Source organism: Sorangium sp. So ce834, assembly GCF_051521425.1.
Classification (GTDB): domain Bacteria; phylum Myxococcota_A; class Polyangia; order Polyangiales; family Polyangiaceae; genus Sorangium; species Sorangium cellulosum_D.
The window spans coordinates 1,673,056-1,692,342 of the sequence record NZ_CP150351.1 but is presented as its reverse complement, the minus strand read 5'-3'; the positions used below and the strand labels follow the sequence as shown (position 1 = coordinate 1,692,342).

Below are 19,287 nucleotides of genomic sequence, written 5' to 3'. Positions count from 1 at the left end.
TGCTCGGCCTTGCCCAGCCTTGCTCGGCCTTGCCCAGCCTTGCTCGGCCTTGCTCGGCCTTGCTCGGCCTTGCCCAGCCTTGCCCCACCCCGTCCTGGTTTCATGCGAAATCGAACCACAGAGGGCACAGAGGGCACAGAGGGAAGAGGAGAGAGAACAATTTAAGAGAGATATAATTTTCCAATCTCTCCTCTGTGCCCTCTGTGCCCTCCGTGGTTCCACTTCTCCCCAGCACGGGACCTCGCTCGCGAGCCCCGCCTCGACCGCGCCGGAGAAGAAGCCGAAGAACGCCGCGTTGACGCGTTGACAAACGGGGCGCGCGCTCCGATCGTCGAAACCGGAACGACCGTTCCGGTTTCATGCGAAGAGAGGGCGATGGACGAAGGAAGAGATTCTCGCGCGCGGTGGACCGAGGCCGACATCCCCAGCCAGGTGGGCCGAGTCGCGGTCATCACGGGCGGAAACACCGGCATCGGCCTCGAGACGGCCCGGGCGCTGGCGGAGCGCGGAGCCACGGTCGTGCTCGCGTGCCGCGACATGGAGAGGGCCGGCGCCGCGGTGGCGCAGATCAAGGCCCGCGCCCCGGGCGCGACCGTGCGCGCCGTGCGCCTCGACCTGGGCTCGCTCGCGTCGGTCCGCGAGGCCGCCGGCGAGCTCCGGGCCGCGTACGACCGCATCGACCTGCTCGTCAACAACGCCGGCGTGCTGTCCTTCAAGCGCGAGGTCACCGCCGACGGCTTCGAGCTCCAGCTCGGCGTGAACCACCTCGGCCACTTCGCCCTCACCGGCCTCCTGCTCGACCGGCTGCGCGGCGTGCCCGGCTCGCGCATCGTGACGGTGGCCAGCATCGCGCACCATCAGGGCGACATGGACTTCGACGACCTGCAGTGGGAGCGGGCGTTCCGGGGGTTCCCCGCGTACGGGCGGTCCAAGCTCGCGAACCTGCTGTTCACCTACGAGCTCCAGCGCCGGCTCGCCGCGGCCGGCGCGAAGACGATCGCGCTCGCCGCGCACCCCGGCGGCTCGAACACCTCGATCGTCCGCGGCGCGCCCGGCTGGATGCGCGCCCTCAGCAAGATCGCCGAGCGGCTCCAGCTCGGGCAGAGCGTCCCGATGGCCGCCCTCGCGTCGCTCCGCTGCGCCGTCGATCCGGGCGCGCGGGGCGGCGAGTACTACGGGCCCCCGGGCCGCTTCGGGATGACCGGCTTCCCCGCGCGCCTCGAGTCGAGCGCCCGCTCCCGCGACGAGGTCGCGCAGCGCCGCCTCTGGGAGGAGTCCGCGCGGCTCACCGGCGTGACGTACGCCCTCTGACGAGGACGAGGCGCCCGTCGACCGACGGATGGAACGCGGTGAGGCCCGCTCACCCCTCGCCCGCGCTCCGCTCCCGGAGCGGCAAGAGCAGCCCGAGGAAGGCGACCGAGATCGCGGTCCCCAGGGCGAACAGCCCCGCATAGCCGAGCCGCTGGGCGAGGGTGCCCGACAGCCACACCGCGGGCGACTTCCCGAGCACCTCGACGCTCGCCAGCAGCGTGTAGTGCGTCGCGCCGACCGAGCGCCGGACGCGCGACATCATGAAGGCGAACACCGCGGTCGTGAGGGCGCCGCCGAAGAGGTGCTCGGCCACGGTGACCGCGATGACGGCCCCGGCGGTGGGCGGGCCCGCCGCGGCGAGGGTCCACTCGCCGGCCATCGCGGCGGATCGGAGCGCCGAGGTCACGCCGACGGCGGCGAGCAACGGCAGGCGCTGCGCGAGGAGCCCGCCCGCGAGCGAGCCGGCGATCGAGGCGACGAGGCCGTACGTGCCCACCCAGAGGCCGATCTGGTGCGGCGGGAAGCCGGCGTCGACGAGGAAGGGCTTGAACATCATGTCGACCATCGCCTCGCCGAGCTTGTAGGTCCCGAGGAACGCGACGACCCAGAGCGCGCCCGGCGCCCGCAGGGCGACGGCGACCGTCGCGAGCACCTCGCGCAGCGAGCGGCGCGCGCGCGCCTCGACCTCGCCCGCGGGGGGCTCGCGCAGCGCGAACGAGGCGAGCACCGAGGCGAGGACGAGCGCGGCCATCGCGCCGAACTGGCCGCGCCAGCCGATCCACGCGCTCGCCCAGACGAGGAGCCCGCCGGCGGCGAGCATGCCGACCTTGTAGCCGACCACCTGCGCCGCGTTCGCCAGGCCGAGCTCGCCGTGCCCGAGCAGGTCGATCGCGAGCCCGTCGACCGCGATGTCCTGGGTGGCCGCGAGCAGGTTCATGAGGAAGACGAGCGCGAGCAGGGCGCCGAGGTGGCGCGACGGCGGGACGAACGCCGCGGCCGCGCACGTGAGCGACAGCAGCACCCCGAGCGGCAGGATCCACGAGCGGCGCCGGCCGAGCCGCTCCCACCCGAAGCGGTCGACGAGCGGCGCCCAGAGCGCCTTGGCGACCCAGGGGACCGCGAGCGCCCCCGCGAAGCCCACGCCGGCGAGGGAGACGCCGCTCGCCCGCAGGAAGACGGGCAGCGCCGTCGCCTGGAAGCCGAACGGGATGCCCTGAGCGAAGTAGAGCGCGGCGAGGGCGGCGATCTTGCCGGCGGACGTTCGGTCTGCCACGACCGACAATCGTAACCGAGCGGACGAGCTTCGGTCGCGCCAAACGCGGATGCTGGCGTAGATCTCGATCCGGCGGCGAGCGCGCCGCGCCGACCTCGATGAGCGCGCCGCGCCGACCTCGATGAGCGCGCCGCGCCGACCTCGATGAGCACGCAGCGCCGACCTCGATGACCACGCAGCAGCGACCTCGATGAGCACGCAGCACCGACACACCACGTTGGCCGACCGGGCGAGCCCGCGCCGATGATCGCCGACACGTTCTCGCCGCGATCGCTCGCGCCGGCGGGCGCGGTCCGGGTGCGGTGGCTGGGCACGGCGGGGTTCGCGGTCGAGCACGCGGGCGCGGTGGTGCTCATCGATCCCTACCTCACGCGCGCCTCGCTCCGCCGTTGCGTGCTCGGCCGGCTCGCCCCCGACGCGGCCGCCGTCGCGCGCCACGCGCCGCGCGCCGACGCCGTGGTCGCCGGTCACACCCACTTCGATCACGCGCTCGACATCCCGGCGATCGCGCTCCGCACGGGGGCGACCGTCTTCGGCTCGCGCTCCGCGGTGGCGCTCTGCCGCGCGTCCGGCGTCCCCGCGGCGCGCGTGCGCGACGTCGAGCGCGCGCCGGGCGGCCAGCCGGTCGTCGCCGAGGTCGGCCCGTTCCAGCTGCGCTTCCTCCCGAGCGCCCATTCCCGCCTGCTGCTCGGCCGGGTCCCCTTCCCCGGCGACATCTCCGATTGCGACGAGGTCCCGCTCCGGGCCGAGCGCTACCGGTGCGGCGCCGTCTTCGCGGTGGAGATCCGGGTCGCCGGCCGGCGCATCGTCCACCTGGGCAGCGCGGAGCTCGTCGAGGCGGGCCTCGATTGCAGGGAGCCCGACCTGCTCCTGCTCTGCGTCGCCGGCTGGACCGCCTCGCGCGACTTCCCCGAGCGCGTCGCGCGCGCCCTGTCGCCGCGCGCGGTGCTCTTCTCGCACTGGGACAACTTCTTTCTGCCCCTCGATCGCCCCGCCGTCGCGCTGCCCGCGATGCAGGGAGAGCGCCTGGCAGAGCGCCTCGGCCGGGCGGCGCGCGACGTCAAGATGGGCGTGCTGCCGCTCCTCGGCGAGGTGTGGATCTAGCGCCGGTGGCACGGAGCCCGGCCGCCCGCCGTCACATCGAGTCGAGCACCGCGACGCGATCCTGGGACGAGGTGCTGAGCGCGCAGGGTGCACCGCGACCTGCGATCGGGTCGCTTCGACGCGCCGGCTGGGGCGCTGAGGCTACAGCCCGAACACCCTGACATCGCTGCGGCTGCTGGCGTGGTGGGGCCAGCAGGCGATCTCGCCGCTCGCGAGGGCGGCGCAGGCCTCTTCGTAGCCGACGGAGACGTGAACGGCCTCGCCGATGTCGATCTCCGACGGGGTTGCGTTCGCGGAGGCCCACCAGCAGACGACCCTGCCGCCCAGCCGGAGCGCGCAGGACAAATTGTACCCGGCGCTCACCTGGATCGCATCGTCGAGCCCGGGCACCTGGTGCGGCCCACGGGCGCCGTCGTCCCGCTGGTAGCGATCGCTCCAGCAGAGGACCTCGCCCGATGCGAGGCGGGCGCAGTCGTGCGCCCAGCCGGCCGAGATCTCGACGGCGCCTTCGACGCCCTCGACGCCCACGGCCGTCACCGCCTCCCCACCGGAGGTGAGCCACCCCCAGCACGCCACCTCTCCGGTGGCCCGCAGCGCGCAGGTGTGATCGATGTTCGCCGCGACCTGCACGGCGTCGTCGACGCCGGTGACGGTGACCGGAACCTGCGTCACGCCGATGCCATAGGCGTCCTCGACGCCTTCGACGCCGAGCACCGGCGCGGGGGACGGGCCGCCCCAGCAGACGACCTTGCCCGAGCCGAGGACGCCGCAGACGTGGTGATGACCCGAGGAGAGCTGGACGACGCCCTCGACCCCCGGAAGCTCGAGGGGCACCGCGCTGGATGCCCCGACGGGAACGGCCTGCCCGAGCTGCCCGTAGTGGCTGAGGCCGAGGCAGGAGACGCGCCCGCCAGCATGGAGGAAGCACATCTGCTCGACCAGGCCAGACGCAGCGACGATATCGTCGAGGCCCGGCAGCTCGACCGGACCGGCCAGGCGGGTCCCCAGCACGAATCCGTCCCACCAGCAGAAGGCCTTTCCGGAGGCGGAGGCGGCGCATTTCGGAGCGCCCTCGGCGATGCGCACGGCGCACTCCGCAGCGGAGCAGGAGGGAGCCGGCGGCGGGTCGGGAGGTGCGCCGCCCGAGCCAGTCGAGGCAGCGTCCTCGCCGCCGGCACCGGCGCTGCCGGTCTCCGGGACGGCAGGACCGCCGCCGGTCTCCAGGACGGCAGGACCGCCGCCGGTCTCGGCGATGGCAGGACCCCCGCCGGTCCCGGCGATGGCAGGACCGCCGCCGGTACCGCCCGAGGTGTCGTGCGGGGCGATCTCGACGTAGCCGCAGGCGGCGAGGGCGGCGGGGAGAACAACGATATAGAGGAGAGGGGTGACGATGGCGCGGCGCATGGGATCCTCCGTCGGCGGGCGTCGTTGCCGGACGGAGGGACTATGGAGGCGGACGGCGGGGGTGCTCCTTAATGAGGCCTTAAAGCAGCGCCGGGCGCCCTGAGCGCGGAGTCCCGGCCTCTCGAGCTCACGCCCGTCGTGCCACGCCCGCCTGGCCTCTGCTTTGCTAGAAGCGCCTGCCACGATGACGAGGCGCGCCGAGACGATCGCCAGCGCACCTGACGATGCGGGACGGCTCGTCGCGCCGCTGCACGGATCCGAGCAGCTATGCGCCGCCGCTGCTGCTGGAGCAGCAGCTTGACCCGCAGGCTCGCCGCCGGCGTCACCGCGCGACATCCATTTTCGCTCGGCAACCGTGTCCATGCTCGTAGACATGCCGTCGCTCGATAGATTGCGAGGGACGCCAACCGGAAGGGAACTTTGCATGAAGTCCTTGTTGAGATTGCTCGCCCTGGTGCTCGCGCCGCTCGCCATTGCGCTGAGCGCCCGGGCCGCCGAAAAGCCCAGCGAGATCCGCGTGGCCAACCCCGGCGTGGGCGTCGGCAACCGCCCGGTGGTGGGGGGCTCGGCCTGGTCGCTGCTCAACCTGCGCGGCGCGCTCGAGAGCGAGTTCAAGAGCGACGGCGTTCCGGTGCGCTGGAGCTTCCTGCGCGGCGCCGGACCTGCCGTGAACGAGACGTACGCCAACGGGCTGACCGATTACTCGCTGCTCGGCGATCTGCCCTCGATCATCGGCCGCGCCGGCGGCCTGAAGACGCGCATCCTCGCGAGCGGGCCGAAGACGAACCTGTACATCGCCGTGCCCGCGGACTCGCCGATCCAGAGCATCAAGGATCTCAAGGGCAAGCGCTTCGCGGTGTTCAAGGGCACCTGCCTGCAGCTCTCGGCGGCGCGCATCCTCGAGGCCCACGGGCTCAGCGAGCGCGACGTCCGCGCCATCAACATGGATAACGCGACCACAAAGGCCGCCCTGGCCACCAAGGACGTCGACGCCGCCATCGGTCTCACCGATCTGCTCGCCCAGCGCGATCAAGGCCTCGTGCGCATCATCTATTCGACCAAGGGCGACCCCCGCTACACCTGCAACAGCACCATCATCGGCTCGGACGATTTCATCCGGAAGTACCCCGAGGTCACCAAGCGCGTGGTGCGGCAGTACGTCCTTGCAGCCAAATGGCTCGCGGATCAGGAGAAGGACCTGACAGAGGCGTACCGCCTCTGGGCGCGCTCCGGCACGCCGTTCGCGTCGTTCAAGGAAGACTGGGCTGGCGAGTCCGCGCGCGAGAAAGACAGCCCGCTCGTGGACGCGTACGTGATCGCTCGCTACAAAACGAGCATCGCGGACGCCAAGCGCCTGGGCTTGATCCGCGCGACGTTCGACTTCGAGCCCTGGGTCGACCGCAGCTTCCTCGATCAAGTCCTGAAAGAGGAGAAGCTCGAAGGTTTCTGGAAGCCCCGCCCGGCGCCCTGACAGCGCCTCGCGCTCGACGCGAAGCTGCCGGGACAGGCAGACCGAATCGCCGCTGCCAGCTGTCGCGCGCGGCGCTGGCGGCGCCCGGCGAACGGCGTACACTGGCGCTCCGCTATGACGGCCAACGACGACATCGTGGTGATCGTGCGCGAGCTGGACGTGGTGGTGGAGCGCGCCGGCGGGCTGTTCCTCGGCCGGCGCCACGCCCTCCCGCCGTTCGCCGATCCGCCCGTGTTCCTCGGCAGGTTCGAGGATCGCGGCTGGTACGCGGCGCGCGCTCGGCCCGACGTCGAGCTCCCGGCCGAGCTCGCGTTCGCGTCGGTCCGCTCCCTGTTCTCCGAGCTGCCCGAGCCCACGCTGAACATCCTGGGGCGCGCGCTCGCCGGCGTCGAGTTCGCCGAGACGCACCGCCACTGCGGGCGCTGCGGAGCAGCCACCGAACCGGGGCCGTCGGCGTCGGACGATCGCGAGCCCAGCGCCGGTGAGCAGACGCGGCGCTGCCCGCGCTGCGGCTTGAGCGTGCACCCGCGGATCGCGCCCGCCGTGATCGTGCTGGTGGAGCGCGAGGACCGCGTGCTCCTGGCGCGCAGCGCGCGCTTTCCGCCCGGGCGCTTCAGCGCGGTGGCAGGCTTCGTGGAGATCGGCGAGTCGCTCGAACAGGCGGCCGCGCGCGAGGTCGGCGAGGAGGTCGGCGTTCAGATCCGCGATCTGACGTATTTCGGCAGCCAGCCGTGGCCGTTCGGTCGCTCGCTGATGATCGGCTTCTCGGCCGCGTACGCCGGCGGCACGCTCACGCCGGACGGCGTCGAGATCGTCGAAGCCGACTGGTTCCCACGCGACCAGCTGCCCGACCTCCCGCCCAAGGTCAGCATCGCGCGCCGCCTGATCGACGCCTTCGTCCAGCGCCCCTCGCCGCGGTCCTGAGCGAGGCCCGCGCGGCGCGCCGAGAGAACAGCGCCGCCTCCGGCGCTCCCTATTTCACGGCCTGCTCGTTCGCGTAGGGGTTGAACTCGTTCGTGTAGAGGCGGCTCAGGGCGATCTCACCCGGCTTGAGCTCACCGCCCTTGACCATCCAGTCGAGCCAGATCTGAAAATCGCGCTCCGCGATCGAGCCGCCCTTGCCGGCGACGCCGTAGCTGCGCCAGAACCGGATGGCCGCGTCCTCCTCGTTCCGGCCGCGCTTCTTCATCAGCGCGACGAAGCGCTCCACCACCGTCTCGCGCGGGGTATTCCGGGCCCACTCGATGGCCTTGGCCGTCGCCTCGACGAAGCGCCGCACGGTCTTGGGATTGTCCTTGATGAAGCTGGTCCTCATCACATAGCTGCCGGCGGTGAACTTGCCGTAGAGCTCGTAGTCCGAGAACAGCGCGCGGAGGCCGCCGCGCTCGAGCGCGCGATCCCGGTAGATGTCGCCGAGCGACGCCACGTCGACCTGCTTCTCGCGGAGGAGCTGCTCGCCGTTCACGGGGGGGACGACGAGCAGCGTGATGCGCCGGGCTTCCTCCAGCGTCATCTGGTTTCGCGACAGGAACTCCTTGACCATGAACTCGCTGTGAGCGCCGAGCGTGTTCATGGAGATCGACTTGTCCAGGAGGTCGCGCGCGGCGCGCAGCGGGCTGTCGTTCAGCACGTAGAAGCCGCTCTGGCGCTGCTCGTCGACGCCGTAGTAGCCCGCGACGGCGATGATGGGCGCCTTGGCCGCGATCAGCTTGATGATGGCGCCGTTGAAGGCGCCGCCGAAGTCGGTGTCCCCGGTGACCACGGCCTGCACGCTCTGCGGGCCGCTCACCGTGCTGCCGATGAAGTTCAGGCGGATCGGCGCGAGGTAGCCGAGATCCTCCGCGAGCTCGATCGGCGACACCGTGCCGTTGTTGCCCTGATACCGGAGCTCGAGCGTCTCGAACTCGCCCTCCGGTCCGGCGGCGGAGGCGCGCGACGCCTCGTCGCGCGAGCAGGCCGCCGCGCCGCACAGCGCCAGCAGGAGGAGCAGGAAGACAACAGGCGACGCGGCGCGGAGCAGGCCAGGCCGGACGGGACGCGGAGGAGCCACGTCCGCAATATTGGACAAGCATCCGTTCAAATGCAAGCATCCGCGGACAAGTATGTCCTCCAGTCCCTCGCCCACCTCTTTCCGTGTGGCCGTGCTCGACGACTACCAGCGCGTGGCGCGCTCGCTCGCGCCGTGGGGCACGCTGGGCGCGGACGTCGAGGTCGAGTTCTTTCACGATCACGTGGCCGACGCGCGAGCGCTCGTGAGCCGGCTCTCGCCGTTCGACGCCATCGTGGCGATGCGCGAGCGGACGCCGTTCCCGCGCGCGGTGCTCGCCGAGCTTCCCCGGCTGCGCCTGCTGGTCACCACCGGCGCGCGCAACGCCGCCATCGACGTGGGCGCCGCGCGCGAGCTCGGCGTTGTCGTGTCCGGCACCGGAGGCCTGCCCTACCCCACGGCCGAGCTCACCTGGGGCCTGCTGCTCGCGCTGGCGCGGAACATCCCGCGCGAAGATCGCGCGGTGCGCGCCGGCGAATGGCAGACGAGCCTTGGAATCGGCCTGTCCGGCAAGACGCTCGGGCTGCTCGGCCTCGGCCGCCTCGGCGCGCAGGTCGCCCGCGTCGCGCTCGCGTTCGGCATGCGCGTGACCGCCTACAGCCAGAACCTCACGCGCGAGCGCGCCGCCGAGCACGGCGCCACGCTCCTCCCGCTCGACGAGCTGTTGGCGGGCGCAGACGTGGTCAGCATCCACCTGGTGCTCTCCGAGCGGACGCGCGGGCTGCTCGGGGCGCGCGAGCTCGACCTGCTCAAGCCCGGCGCGCTGCTCGTGAACACCTCACGCGGGCCGATCGTCGATGAGCGCGCGCTGATCGAGGCGCTCACGAGCGGTCGGCTCGCGGGCGCGGCGCTCGACGTGTTCGACACCGAGCCGCTGCCCGCGGAGCACCCGCTGCGCCGGCTGCCGAACACCGTGCTCACCCCGCACCTCGGGTACGTCACCGAGGAGACGTATCGTATCTTCTACCGCGACGCGCTCGAGGACATCGCCGCGTTCCGCGAAAACCAGCCGGTGCGCGTGCTCTGATCCTGCGGACGCTGGTCTACGGCGACCCCGAGCGGTGGCTCGAGCTCTACGCACACCTGTTCGAGAGCGACGCGCCGCCGTAGCGCACAAAGACGTGCCGATGTCGGCGCCGCGCAGGGTGGCGCCCGCACTACGTCCGTAGCAGGGCAAACCCATTTCACCTGCCGGCGGCAGCACGACTGCGTTCCTTTCGGCCGCTACCTATTCTCGCTCTCGAGCACACGAGCGAGCGGCTCCCGCAGCGCCTTCGCCAGCCTTATCATCGTCGACACTGCCCAGGAGCGCAGCTCCTCGAGAGACTCTGCGTCATCGGTGATGGCTCCGGGACGGTAGGCTGCGATACGGGACGCACGTTTGCCGTCGATCCGCTCCCAGCTCAGCGACTCTCCGGCCGCCGCGTCGATCTCCTCCCTTTGCCGGTAGAGCGCGTCGAAGATTCGCTTGTTTCTGTCCTGCTCTCCACAGTCAATATACAGCTCGACGCGCAGCTGTTTGGACCGGGCGAACGAGAAGTTCAGGTTAGCTACCCCGCTTGCCACGTTGCCGCGAGGCCGGATGGTCAGCCAGCTGTAGTTTGTAGGCGAAGTATCGAACTCGAAGTCAGCTGTTCTCTTCAGCTCGGCGGCGGTGGAGGCGAAGAACTCAGCATAGGACCGCTCGCGCTCCCTGTCACGCACGAACGTGACGCTCTCTCCGCGAGGATTCACGCTCGCCACTCGCCAACCGGCGTGTAGCCACTGCCTGGACTGCGGATGGCTCTTGGTATCGTTCGCCCACCAAGACCGGTGCTCGCGCGCGGAGCTTGGCAGTTTACCGTTGATGATCGACTCGATGTGTGAAAATTTTAGCACAATCGATTCGACGCTCGAGGGTTGCGCCTGAAGCCATGCGGCGAGCTGCGCATACCGGCTATCATCCGGGTGCTCTGCTTCGTCGACTGGAGCGCGAGGCGCTGACTCCGAGGCGTTCGGGGGAGCAGAGGGGGGCGACCTCTCATGGTCGTTCCGGGGCGGCGGTGCCGGAGCGGGCGCAGCCTTCGCGAAGGCAGCCATCACGGCTGACTCCTGGCGGCTCAGCCAGTCTCTGCAAAATCGCAGCTCGTCCTGTTCTTTCTCCGTGATCTCGGTCCGGAAATGTGCGAGGCCGTTTCTGGTGTTGCGGACGCTGTACAGAAGACGGCGGAGGGCCTCGCGATCGATGTGAAGCGCCCCTTGATATACCTCCCAACGGCTCTTGTGAAGCAGCATATCGATGTACTCGTTCAACGACAGCCTTCCGAACGGCTTTATTTCTCCTTTTCGGAACAGATGCTCATCAAAAACCCGCCCTATCAGCTTCGGATCGGCCTTAATGTTCCCGTTGCCCGACAGGCTCAAGTAATGCTCGATCGCCTTCTGAAAAGGACCGCGCAGCTCCTTAGAGTTTGACGGCGTGATCTCTTCGATGGCAGCCCGCAACGCTTCTTCGTCATTACCATCGCCCTCGCCGCGAAACGCGGCTAGCACGTAATCCTTGACAAACTCCTCTATATCTTGCACGAGCATGATATCTTGCGCGCGCCGCCGAAAGTACTCTGTGGTATCGTACGTGGTGATAATTCCAGACAATCCCTCATTCGAGTCTAGGACGAGCACGGCATCTGCATTCCTCAGATCGTCCAGGATATCGAGGACGTCGTCGTCGGCGCGGCAGGTCTTGATGCGCTCATCCATTGCATCACTGACGCGCATCGACCCGGGGGGCAGGTCAAAGTTGTTGAGCGCACGCAAGATCCCATCCGAGGTCAGCACGGCGACGGGCTTCCTGTCGTCGCCGACGACGGGTAGCTGGCTGTAGTCGTGCCGCATCATACGTGCGAGCACTTCGCGGAGTGGCTCGTCAATCCGCGTCGTAACTGGCTCCGGCTTCCCTTTCAGCAAGTCTTCGACGGTCGCGGTCATCTGTCGGTGACATCCTACCCGAACGCCGGAAGCAGGTCTAGCTCTAGCACCTCCGCCAGGATGCTCCTTGCATCCGGTGTAGCCTTCGGGGCGAGACTTGGCGCCAGGATGCTACGGCCCTACGGCGCTCCCCCTGCGGAGGAGCGCTCCGGACAGGGTCCCGCTGAGCGCATCATGCGGGGCACCTTGAGGTCGTCCAGGCGGCCCTGGCGGAGCGCGTCGACGAGATACAGTGGCGCGTCGGGCTTCTCGAACAGTCAAGCACCTGGCAGCGCCCGTCCTATTGTGCCGCCACGCTGCATGCGTCGGTTGACATAGAACCGCCGTCGATTCGACGCGTCGGTTGGGGCGCTGTGGCTACAGCCCGAACACGCGGACATCGCCGCCGTCGCGCCAGGACCAGCAGGCGATCTCGCCGCTCGCGAGGGCGGCGCAGGTCTCGTCGTAGCCGACGGAGACGTGAACGACCTCCCCCGTGTCGATCTCCTGCGGTGTCGCCGTCGACGAGGCATCCCAGCAGACGAGCCTGCCGCCCTGCCGCACCGCGCAGGTCCGGTTGTACCCGGCGCTCACCTGAATGGCATCGTCGACCCCGAGCACGTGGATCGGCTCGCGGGCGCCGTCGTCTCCCTGGGTGTCGCCGCCCCAGCAGACCACCTTGCCCGACGCGAGGCGGGCGCAGTCGTGCGTCCAGCCGGCCGTGATCTCGACGGCGCCCTCGACGCCCTCGACCTTCACGGCCGTCACCGCCTCCCCACCGGTGGTGAGCCATCCCCAGCACGCCACCTCTCCGGTGGCCCGCAGCGCGCAGGTGTGCTCAACGCTCGCCGCGACCTGCACCGCGTCGTCGAGGCCGGTGACCGCGATGGGGGCCTGCGTCTGCCCGACGCCCTCGACGCCGAGCACCGGCGCGGGCGACGGGCCGCCCCAGCAGATGACCTTGCCCAAGCTGCGGACGCCGCAGACGTGGTGATGACCCGAGGACAGCTGAACGACGTCCTTGACGTCCCGCAGCATGAGCGGCTCCGCGCTGGACACGCCGACGGGAACGGCCTGCCCGAGCTGCCCTTCGTGGCTGAAGCCCTGGCAGGAGACGCGCCTGGTTGCGTGCAGGAAGCACATCTGCTCGGCCAGGCCAGACGCAGCGACGATATCGTCGAGGCCCGGCCGCTCGACCGGACCGCCGGTCAGGCGCTCTTCCAGCATGACGCCGCCCCACCAGCAGAAGACCTTTCCGGAGGCGGCGACGGCGCACTTCGGCGCGCCCGCCGCGACGCTCACGGCGCATTCCGCGGCGGTGCAGGAGGGCGCAGGCACCGGGTCGGGAGGAGCGCCGCCCGAGCCGGTCGGGAAAGCGTCCTCGCCGTCGGCATCGGAGCCGCCGGTCCCCACGACGGCAGGACCGCCGCCGGTGGCGCCAGGCGTGTCGTACGGGACGATCTCGACGGAGCCGCAGGCGGCCAGGGCGGCGGGGAGCGCGACGGTAGAGAAGAGAGGAGCGATGATGGAGCGGGGCATGGGTTCCTCCGTGCGGCGGGCGTCTCCGCCGAACGGAGGAACTATGGAAGCGGCCGGCGGGGGCGCTCCTTAAGGAGACCTTAAAGCGATGCGGGCCCCGGCGTGCCTATCGCCGTCGGCTCACGGAGCGAGCGCCTTCTTGTCGAGGCGACCGAAGTCCCAGACCACGGAGGAGCCAGGACCGTAGTCGACCGTCACCGGCTCCTGCGCGGCGAGGCGGTCGAAGGCGGCGCGCGGGAGCACGAACTGGACGGTGTGGAGATCGCCGTTCGGATGGCGCGCTCGGATGCTCCGCTCCGCGCCGACGGTGAGCACCAGGCCCGTGGCGCGGAGGTCGAAGAACTCGGCGCTGGTGAGCGTGAGCTCGACGGCGTCGGGGCCGCTGATCTTCATGCTCTTGATGGCGTTGCCGGCCGTGATCCGCCGGGGCTCGGGGGCGGTCGCGCCGGCGGAGCGCGCGATGGACATGGGCGGCGCCGCGCTCGACGCGGCGGGGGCGAGCCGCGCCGCAGCCGCCGGCGCTTCGGTGGTGGCGCGCGTCGCGCGGAGGTTCGCCACGAACACGCTGTTTCCGTTGAGCGGGGTGGTGAAGGTCAGCCGGGCCCCGCGCACCGACCCGAGCGTGGCGCCGGTGAACAAGGACAGCGGGATGCGCGCGGTCGGCAGCGTGCTGCCGCCGCGCGGCGGCGAGCCGAGCTCCAGATAGTCGTCGATGGCGACGGCGCTCGATCGGCTATCGTCGGCGTTCACGAGCTCCACCAGGAACGACGCCTCCGTCGGGTCGGAGCCCCAGCCGCGGTCGGCGCGGAGATCGAGATAGTCGTACCCCGTGAGATCGAAGCCCATGCCGACAGGGGACCAGTTCGACTGGAAGAAGGTCGAGCTGCCCTCGGCCACGTCGTGGATCCAGGCGACCGAGTGCGAAGGGTCGTGTCCGCTCAGGGCGATGTGCTCCACCGAGATGGTGCCGCCGGTGGTGTTCGGCAGGCCGTAGGAGCTCGTGCCGGTCGGGCTGATGAAATCCTCGAGCAACAGGCTGTCGGTGGAGTCGCCGCCCGGATGATAGCCGCGGCGAACGCGGTAGGGGACGTTCGGGAACGGGAAGGCGGGGTCGAACAGGGCGTTCGCGGCCTCGTCGCGGTCCGCGCCCACGTTGGCGGTGAAGAAGGAGACGGCCGCGAGGCGCCCCGTCTCGCGCTGCGCCGGCGACCCGTACTCGAGCGGATCGAAGAGCTCCTCGTGGTCGATGCAGCCGGTGATCCCGCCGGTGTTCCCGTCCGCGAGCTGCCACTCGCTGTTGTAGTAATTGTGGTTGGCGCCCCACACATGATAGAAGGACTTGGAGAGGGGCTCCGGCTCGGGGATGCTCATCATGCGATCGAACGGGCGCAGCCCGGGCAGATCGCTCAGGTCCCAGTCGCAGGCCGGCAGGATCACGTTCCAGGCCGTCTGGTCGGCGTTCAGGCGCTGGCCGTTCTGGCCCTGATCGGTCGGGCCGATCTCGAAGATCCCGCGGATGCTCACCGGGCTCTCGATCAGGGCGGGCCACGGGCTGCCGCTCCGGCGGTATTCGTTGTAGGCGAACCGCACGGCCTCGCCGCCGCGCGAGTGGCCCATCAAGCCGACCTGATCGAAGTCGATGCGATCGTGCAGATCCACGCCGAGCTCCGTGGGGGTCGTCTCGGCGCCGCTGTCCCAGCGGCTCAGCCGCTCCAGGTGGCGGAGCAGCAGGCGCCCGCGCGGCCCGATGACCAGCTCGTCGCTGGGCGAGCCCGAGGCGGCGTGGATGCCGCGGTTCGTGTTGATGGACACGACGAAGTAGCCGCGCGCGGCGAGATCCGTGGCGATGTAGTCGTAGCCGCGGTGGTTGGGGACGACGACGTAGTTCGCCGGGCACGTCCCGCTCGTGGCATACTGGTTGTTGTTGTCCACCCGCGGGTTTTGGCCCGTGCCGCAGGTGGGGTGGTTACCGTGCATGAACACGAGCAGCGGATACTGCCTGCCGGCCTCGAGGCTCGCCGGGCGGTAGAAGGACGCCCAGAGCTCGGTCTCGTAGTCGGGGCTGACCATCGCGTCGACCGCGGCCGGGAACTTGTACTCTGCGATCGCCACGCCGTTGCCCATCGGCGGCAGGTCGCTGCCCACCGACAGGAGGACCGGCTGGATCCCTGGGCTCGGGATGCTGGCGCAGAAGCCGAGCTGGGCATTGCCCGACGCGGGGATCGCCGCGTTGCTACCCTGAGGGGTGACCGTGATCTGACCCGAGCTTCCGCTGAGCGTGCCGTTCCAGCTCGAGAAGATGGCGCCCGGGCCGACGTCGAGCCCGACGCTCCACGTCCCCGTCGTGGCGCTCGCGTGCTGGTTGCTCACGGTGACGCTGGCGCAGTACCCCTGACCCCACTGCGAGTCGATCACGAGATCGGCGCTGATCCCGTTCGCGCCCTGCAGCGCGGCCTGGGATCTGCCGATCGGCTCCGTCGAGCCGTCGCCGCAAGCCGGCACGAGCGCCAGCGCTGCAGCGGCTACCCACATGTCCCATCTGCTCTGGAGGTTGTGCATAGATCTCACCCAAGTTGATGACAAAGCGCTCCGTCGTCGCCCCCTGGTTCGGCAGGGCGACGACGCGGCCGGCCCTCGGCTCCGCGGGGGAGGCGTCGAGCGAGCGCGCACCTGGAGACGAAGATGCCCTCATGATGAGGGCGCAGGAACGATAAGCCCGCCGAACCGGTCACCCGTGTTGTTAGACGCGAATATTCGTCTCGTCAATGGGCGCGCTATGCCCTATTCCCGGCATTCGCCGGTCATGGTCCGCGCGCGCGGCCCTGGAAGATATCGTGTGAAATATCGTAAAGAACGATGAAGTTGACTCATGGCCTTGTCACGAGAGCTCCTCGCGCCACCGGCGGCTCTGGTGGATCGTTCGACGGGTCGTGCTACAGAGTCCGCGACGGCCGACCGGCCTTCGCAGGAGCGGCGCCCACGCGAGGACGCGGAGTGTCAACGGCGACGGAGCGACGCCGGGTTCACGAGCTCCTGGATCGACGCACGCCGCACTTTTGGAGCCGAGCGGTGACGCCGTCGCTGTTGCTGAAATTGTTCAAATCGCGCGCTGCTTTTTGGCGAACGGCGTCGCCGCGCGCCGCCGTGCGCCGGTATTCAGGTGTATGTTCCGCGGCATGCGCGCGCGTACCGTGGCCGAGTCTTTCGCACTGCTCACGCTGACGGTGACCCTCGTCGCGGGTTGCTCTGGATCTTCTGACCCCGGAGGGGACGGCGAGGCGACGGGCTCCGGCGGGCTGCCGAGCGCGAGCGGCTCGACGAGCGGCGGCGCGGGCAGCGGCGGCGGCTCGACCACGGGCGGCACCGGCGGCACGAGCGTCGGCACCGGCGGCGCCGGCGGCGGCACCGGCGGCGCGGGCAGCAGCGTCGGCACCACGGCGGGATCGGGCGGCGGCGGAGCGGCAGGTACCGGTGGTAGCGGCGCGGGCGAGAGCGCCGGCACGGGCGGCACCGCGAACCCGGGCTCCGAGCTCGGCACCGGGACCATGGAAGGCTCCGGCAGATCGAGCGAGCGATACGAGACGGGCCTGGTCTCGCGCGACGGCACGCCGTACGTGCTCATCACCAACGGATGGGGCCCCGGGTTCGGCAACCACACCGTCTCGTGGGAGGGCACGTCGTTCACGGTGGAGAGCATGAGCGGCTCTGCCGGCTCGATGGGACAGCCCGCCTCGTACCCGACCGTGTTTTGCGGCCGCTACTCGGTGAGGGAGGTGCCCGATTGCGGGTTGCCGGCGCCGAGCGCCTCGATCACGAGCCTGCGCACCGGCTGGCGCTGGGCCAAGAACGGCAACGAGGGCCAGTACAACGCCGCGTACGACATCTGGATGGGCAACGGCACGCAGCTCCAAGGCTACCTCATGGTGTGGCTGCGCGATCCGCCGCGCTATCAGCCCGCCGGGCAGCCGAACCCCGCGCACCAGGGCGTGACGGTCGCGAACGTCCCCGGTACGTGGAACATCTGGAACGGCATGGTGAACGGGCTGCCGATCACGAACTGGGTGCGCGCCGAGGGCAACGACAGCTACGAGATCGAGTTCGACGTGATGGACTTCGTGCGCGACGCGCAGACGCGCGGGCTCAGCGTGCCCGGCAACCAGGTGAACGCGGTCGCCGTCGGGTTCGAGATCTGGGAGGGCCCAATCACGAACCTGAAGAGCGTCGACTTCTACGTTGACGTGAACTGACGTGGACCGAGCGCGCGCTTCGCCGGGGGGTCGAGGCGCGATCGTGCTTGTCAGATGCTACCTGTTCGTGGCCATGCGTCGTGAATTTGCCTCGTTCGTCTCGTCCGCCCAATTCAACATCCTTGAACTTGTAGCTTCATCGGGACCGTGCGCGCCGGCTGGGGAGGCTCGACCCCTCGCCATGAAGGCCGATTTCTGCGCAATCGCGCGGCCGCGCTGGTATCAGGGCCGTCATGACGACGATGCGCGCCAAGCGAACGGTCTCGGCCCCTCGTAGAGCCCCCAGCGCGGCCGCTCCAGCGGTCGCTGCTCCGCGTACGGCGCCGGAGCGGGCCCATGTGCTCGACGTCCCGTTCGCGATGCGCGCGGTCGCGTCCGCGAGCGGCGCGCGCTGGGAGGCGGCGCACGGCGTGTTCGTCGCTCGCGCAGAGACGCTCCCGCCGGCCCTCGCGCCGTTCCGCGCCGCGGCATACTCGTGGGAGCGACGCATCGAGCGCGAGCTCAACGACGACCCGGCGCCCGCGCCGGCCGCCCCCGCGGGGGCGATCGTCCTCCGCCCGCACCAGCTGGACGGCGTGCGGGCCATCGCCGCCGCGAAGGCCGAGAGGCGCGCCGGGTTCCTCCTCGCCGACGACGTCGGCCTCGGCAAGACGATCACCGCCTGGGCCGCGGTCCTCCGGATGCCGGACGTCGCGGCGGTGCTGATCGTTTGCCCGCTCGCCGTCGTCGCGCACTGGCGCCGCACGGTCGAGGCGATGGGCGACGCAGGCAAAGAGATCGTCATCATCAATTATGATCGGCTCGGCAAGCTCTTCGAGGTGACCCCGGAGGCACGGCGAAGGATCCGATCGAAGAAGGGCCTCGCGCGCGCCGGCAGCGCCGCGGAGTTCGACGTGGTGATCTGGGACGAGAGCCACCGCTGCAAGAACCCGGCGGCGGCGCGCTCCAAGCTCGCGGTGAAGCTCAACGCACGCGCAGGGTTCGTGCTGTGGCTCTCGGCCACCGCGGGGCAGAACCCGCTGGAGCTATCGTATCTCGCGCCGCTCTTGGCGAGCGCGACCGGGAGCCGCTCCGCGGATCTCAAGGACTTCGAGCAGTGGTGCGAAGGCCAAGGGCTCGGGGTCACGCGCGGCGCGTTCGGCAGGTGGGACTGGCGCGGCGATCCGGCGGACTGCGAGAAGGTGCGCGCGCTCCTGTTCGACGGCCGTCCCGCGGTGGGGATGCGGCGTCGCCCGGAGGACGTGGCCGGCTGGCCCGAGATCAACCGCATCCTCACCCCCATCGAGCTCGACGCCTCCGCGCGCGAGCTCTACGCGCACGCGTGGACCGCGTTCCGCCGGGAGATGGAGCTCGTGCCGAAGGGCGCGAACCCGAGGTCGGCCCTCGCCGCGACGCTGCGCCTGCGGCAGAAGAGCTCGCTCATCCGCGTGGCGGGCACCGTGGAGCTCGTGCGTGAGCTGCTCGACAACGGGCATCAGGTCGCGGTCTCCGTCGCCTTCCTGGAGACGCTCGAGGCCGTGCAGGCCGCGCTGGCCCGCGAGCGCGTCCCGTGCGCGCTGATCCACGGCGCGATGCCGGCCGGCGAGAAGGAGGCCGAGCGCCTCCGCTTCCAGCGCGGCGAGCCGCGCGTCGCGCTCTTCACCGTGGAAGAAGGGATCTCGCTCCACCAGGGAGAGCACAACGAGGTCCCGCGCTCGGAGGTGATCCACGATCTGCGGTGGTCGGCGATCCAGATGGCGCAGATCGAGGGCCGCTGTCACCGCGATGGACGTTTTGCGCAGGTCTACTGGGCCTATGCCGACGGTACCGTCGAAGAGAAGATCGCCGCGATCGTGTGCCGCAGGATCCAGTCGATGAAGGCGATGGTCGGCGATGACGTCGAGACGATGCACGAGATCGAGCGGCTGCTCGCCGGAGCCGATTGAGGCGCGCCATGCAGTGAAGT

General features: G+C 70.3%; 13 protein-coding genes. 7 read left to right on the top strand and 6 right to left on the bottom strand.

All coding sequences use genetic code 11. The features are described 5' to 3' along the window. Positions 1 to 375: 375 nt before the first annotated feature. A complete protein-coding gene (locus WMF20_RS06165) occupies positions 376 to 1,311 on the top strand; it encodes an oxidoreductase (protein ID WP_437611496.1) in 936 nt (311 codons plus the stop codon). 49 nt (positions 1,312 to 1,360) lie between these two features. On the opposite strand, the gene WMF20_RS06160 is transcribed toward WMF20_RS06165, so the two are convergent. Further along, a complete protein-coding gene (locus WMF20_RS06160) occupies positions 1,361 to 2,584 on the bottom strand; it encodes an MFS transporter (protein WP_437611494.1) in 1,224 nt (407 codons plus the stop codon). 243 nt (positions 2,585 to 2,827) lie between these two features. Here WMF20_RS06160 and WMF20_RS06155 point away from each other — a divergent pair, with 243 nt between their 5' ends. Next, positions 2,828 to 3,688: an MBL fold metallo-hydrolase gene (locus WMF20_RS06155; protein ID WP_437611492.1), complete on the top strand. Its 861-nt coding sequence runs from the start codon at positions 2,828 to 2,830 to the stop codon at positions 3,686 to 3,688. A gap of 141 nt (positions 3,689 to 3,829) precedes the next feature. On the opposite strand, the gene WMF20_RS06150 is transcribed toward WMF20_RS06155, so the two are convergent. Beyond that, positions 3,830 to 5,092, bottom strand: coding sequence for an RCC1 domain-containing protein (locus WMF20_RS06150; protein WP_437611490.1), 1,263 nt, complete (start codon positions 5,090 to 5,092; stop codon positions 3,830 to 3,832). 424 nt (positions 5,093 to 5,516) lie between these two features. On the opposite strand from WMF20_RS06150, the gene WMF20_RS06145 reads away from it, so the two are divergent. Further along, positions 5,517 to 6,563 carry an ABC transporter substrate-binding protein gene (locus tag WMF20_RS06145; RefSeq protein ID WP_129573460.1) on the top strand — a complete coding sequence of 349 codons (1,047 nt, stop codon included), beginning with the start codon at positions 5,517 to 5,519 and terminating at the stop codon, positions 6,561 to 6,563. 114 nt (positions 6,564 to 6,677) lie between these two features. Further along, positions 6,678 to 7,487, top strand: coding sequence for an NAD(+) diphosphatase (gene nudC / locus WMF20_RS06140; protein WP_437611488.1), 810 nt, complete (start codon positions 6,678 to 6,680; stop codon positions 7,485 to 7,487). 49 nt (positions 7,488 to 7,536) lie between these two features. Here nudC and WMF20_RS06135 read toward each other — a convergent pair whose 3' ends face one another. Then, positions 7,537 to 8,613, bottom strand: coding sequence for an ABC transporter substrate-binding protein (locus WMF20_RS06135; RefSeq protein WP_437611486.1), 1,077 nt, complete (start codon positions 8,611 to 8,613; stop codon positions 7,537 to 7,539). A 52-nt stretch (positions 8,614 to 8,665) separates the two neighbouring features. Here WMF20_RS06135 and WMF20_RS06130 point away from each other — a divergent pair, with 52 nt between their 5' ends. Continuing rightward, entirely contained in the window at positions 8,666 to 9,637 is a 972-nt protein-coding gene (locus WMF20_RS06130) for a D-2-hydroxyacid dehydrogenase family protein (RefSeq protein ID WP_437617083.1), read from the top strand. A 197-nt stretch (positions 9,638 to 9,834) separates the two neighbouring features. Here WMF20_RS06130 and WMF20_RS06125 read toward each other — a convergent pair whose 3' ends face one another. The 3 genes from WMF20_RS06125 to WMF20_RS06115 all read right to left on the bottom strand — a co-directional run bounded on the left by WMF20_RS06125 (position 9,835) and on the right by WMF20_RS06115 (position 15,627). After that, positions 9,835 to 11,577: a DUF4268 domain-containing protein gene (locus WMF20_RS06125; protein WP_437611484.1), complete on the bottom strand. Its 1,743-nt coding sequence runs from the start codon at positions 11,575 to 11,577 to the stop codon at positions 9,835 to 9,837. Positions 11,578 to 11,934: 357 nt separating this feature from the next. Beyond that, positions 11,935 to 13,095 (bottom strand): RCC1 domain-containing protein, encoded by a 1,161-nt coding sequence (locus tag WMF20_RS06120; protein WP_437611482.1) that lies wholly within the window; start codon positions 13,093 to 13,095, stop codon positions 11,935 to 11,937. A gap of 120 nt (positions 13,096 to 13,215) precedes the next feature. Beyond that, complete coding sequence (locus tag WMF20_RS06115; RefSeq protein WP_437611480.1) at positions 13,216 to 15,627, bottom strand: cellulose binding domain-containing protein; 2,412 nt, start codon at positions 15,625 to 15,627, stop codon at positions 13,216 to 13,218. Between the two features lie 644 nt (positions 15,628 to 16,271). On the opposite strand from WMF20_RS06115, the gene WMF20_RS06110 reads away from it, so the two are divergent. Together WMF20_RS06110 and WMF20_RS06105 are read left to right on the top strand one after the other, a co-directional pair. Next, positions 16,272 to 17,342: a GH12 family glycosyl hydrolase domain-containing protein gene (locus tag WMF20_RS06110; protein ID WP_437611478.1), complete on the top strand. Its 1,071-nt coding sequence runs from the start codon at positions 16,272 to 16,274 to the stop codon at positions 17,340 to 17,342. Positions 17,343 to 17,680: 338 nt separating this feature from the next. Continuing rightward, the gene (locus WMF20_RS06105; protein ID WP_437611476.1) at positions 17,681 to 19,267 is read left to right on the top strand and encodes an SNF2-related protein; all 1,587 of its coding nucleotides are present in this window, start codon (positions 17,681 to 17,683) and stop codon (positions 19,265 to 19,267) included. Positions 19,268 to 19,287 lie beyond the last annotated feature (20 nt).

What these genes read in the sequence shown, in the direction of transcription:
- WMF20_RS06165 (WP_437611496.1), top strand. Translation starts at nt 376, where the DNA reads ATGGACGAAGGAAGAGATTCTCGCGCGCGGTGGACCGAGGCCGACATC.
- WMF20_RS06155 (WP_437611492.1), top strand. Translation starts at nt 2,828, where the DNA reads ATGATCGCCGACACGTTCTCGCCGCGATCGCTCGCGCCGGCGGGCGCG.
- WMF20_RS06150 (WP_437611490.1), bottom strand. Translation starts at nt 5,092, where the DNA reads ATGCGCCGCGCCATCGTCACCCCTCTCCTCTATATCGTTGTTCTCCCC.
- WMF20_RS06145 (WP_129573460.1), top strand. Translation starts at nt 5,517, where the DNA reads ATGAAGTCCTTGTTGAGATTGCTCGCCCTGGTGCTCGCGCCGCTCGCC.
- nudC (WP_437611488.1), top strand. Translation starts at nt 6,678, where the DNA reads ATGACGGCCAACGACGACATCGTGGTGATCGTGCGCGAGCTGGACGTG.
- WMF20_RS06130 (WP_437617083.1), top strand. Translation starts at nt 8,666, where the DNA reads ATGTCCTCCAGTCCCTCGCCCACCTCTTTCCGTGTGGCCGTGCTCGAC.
- WMF20_RS06125 (WP_437611484.1), bottom strand. Translation starts at nt 11,577, where the DNA reads ATGACCGCGACCGTCGAAGACTTGCTGAAAGGGAAGCCGGAGCCAGTT.
- WMF20_RS06120 (WP_437611482.1), bottom strand. Translation starts at nt 13,095, where the DNA reads ATGCCCCGCTCCATCATCGCTCCTCTCTTCTCTACCGTCGCGCTCCCC.
- WMF20_RS06115 (WP_437611480.1), bottom strand. Translation starts at nt 15,627, where the DNA reads ATGTGGGTAGCCGCTGCAGCGCTGGCGCTCGTGCCGGCTTGCGGCGAC.
- WMF20_RS06110 (WP_437611478.1), top strand. Translation starts at nt 16,272, where the DNA reads ATGCGCGCGCGTACCGTGGCCGAGTCTTTCGCACTGCTCACGCTGACG.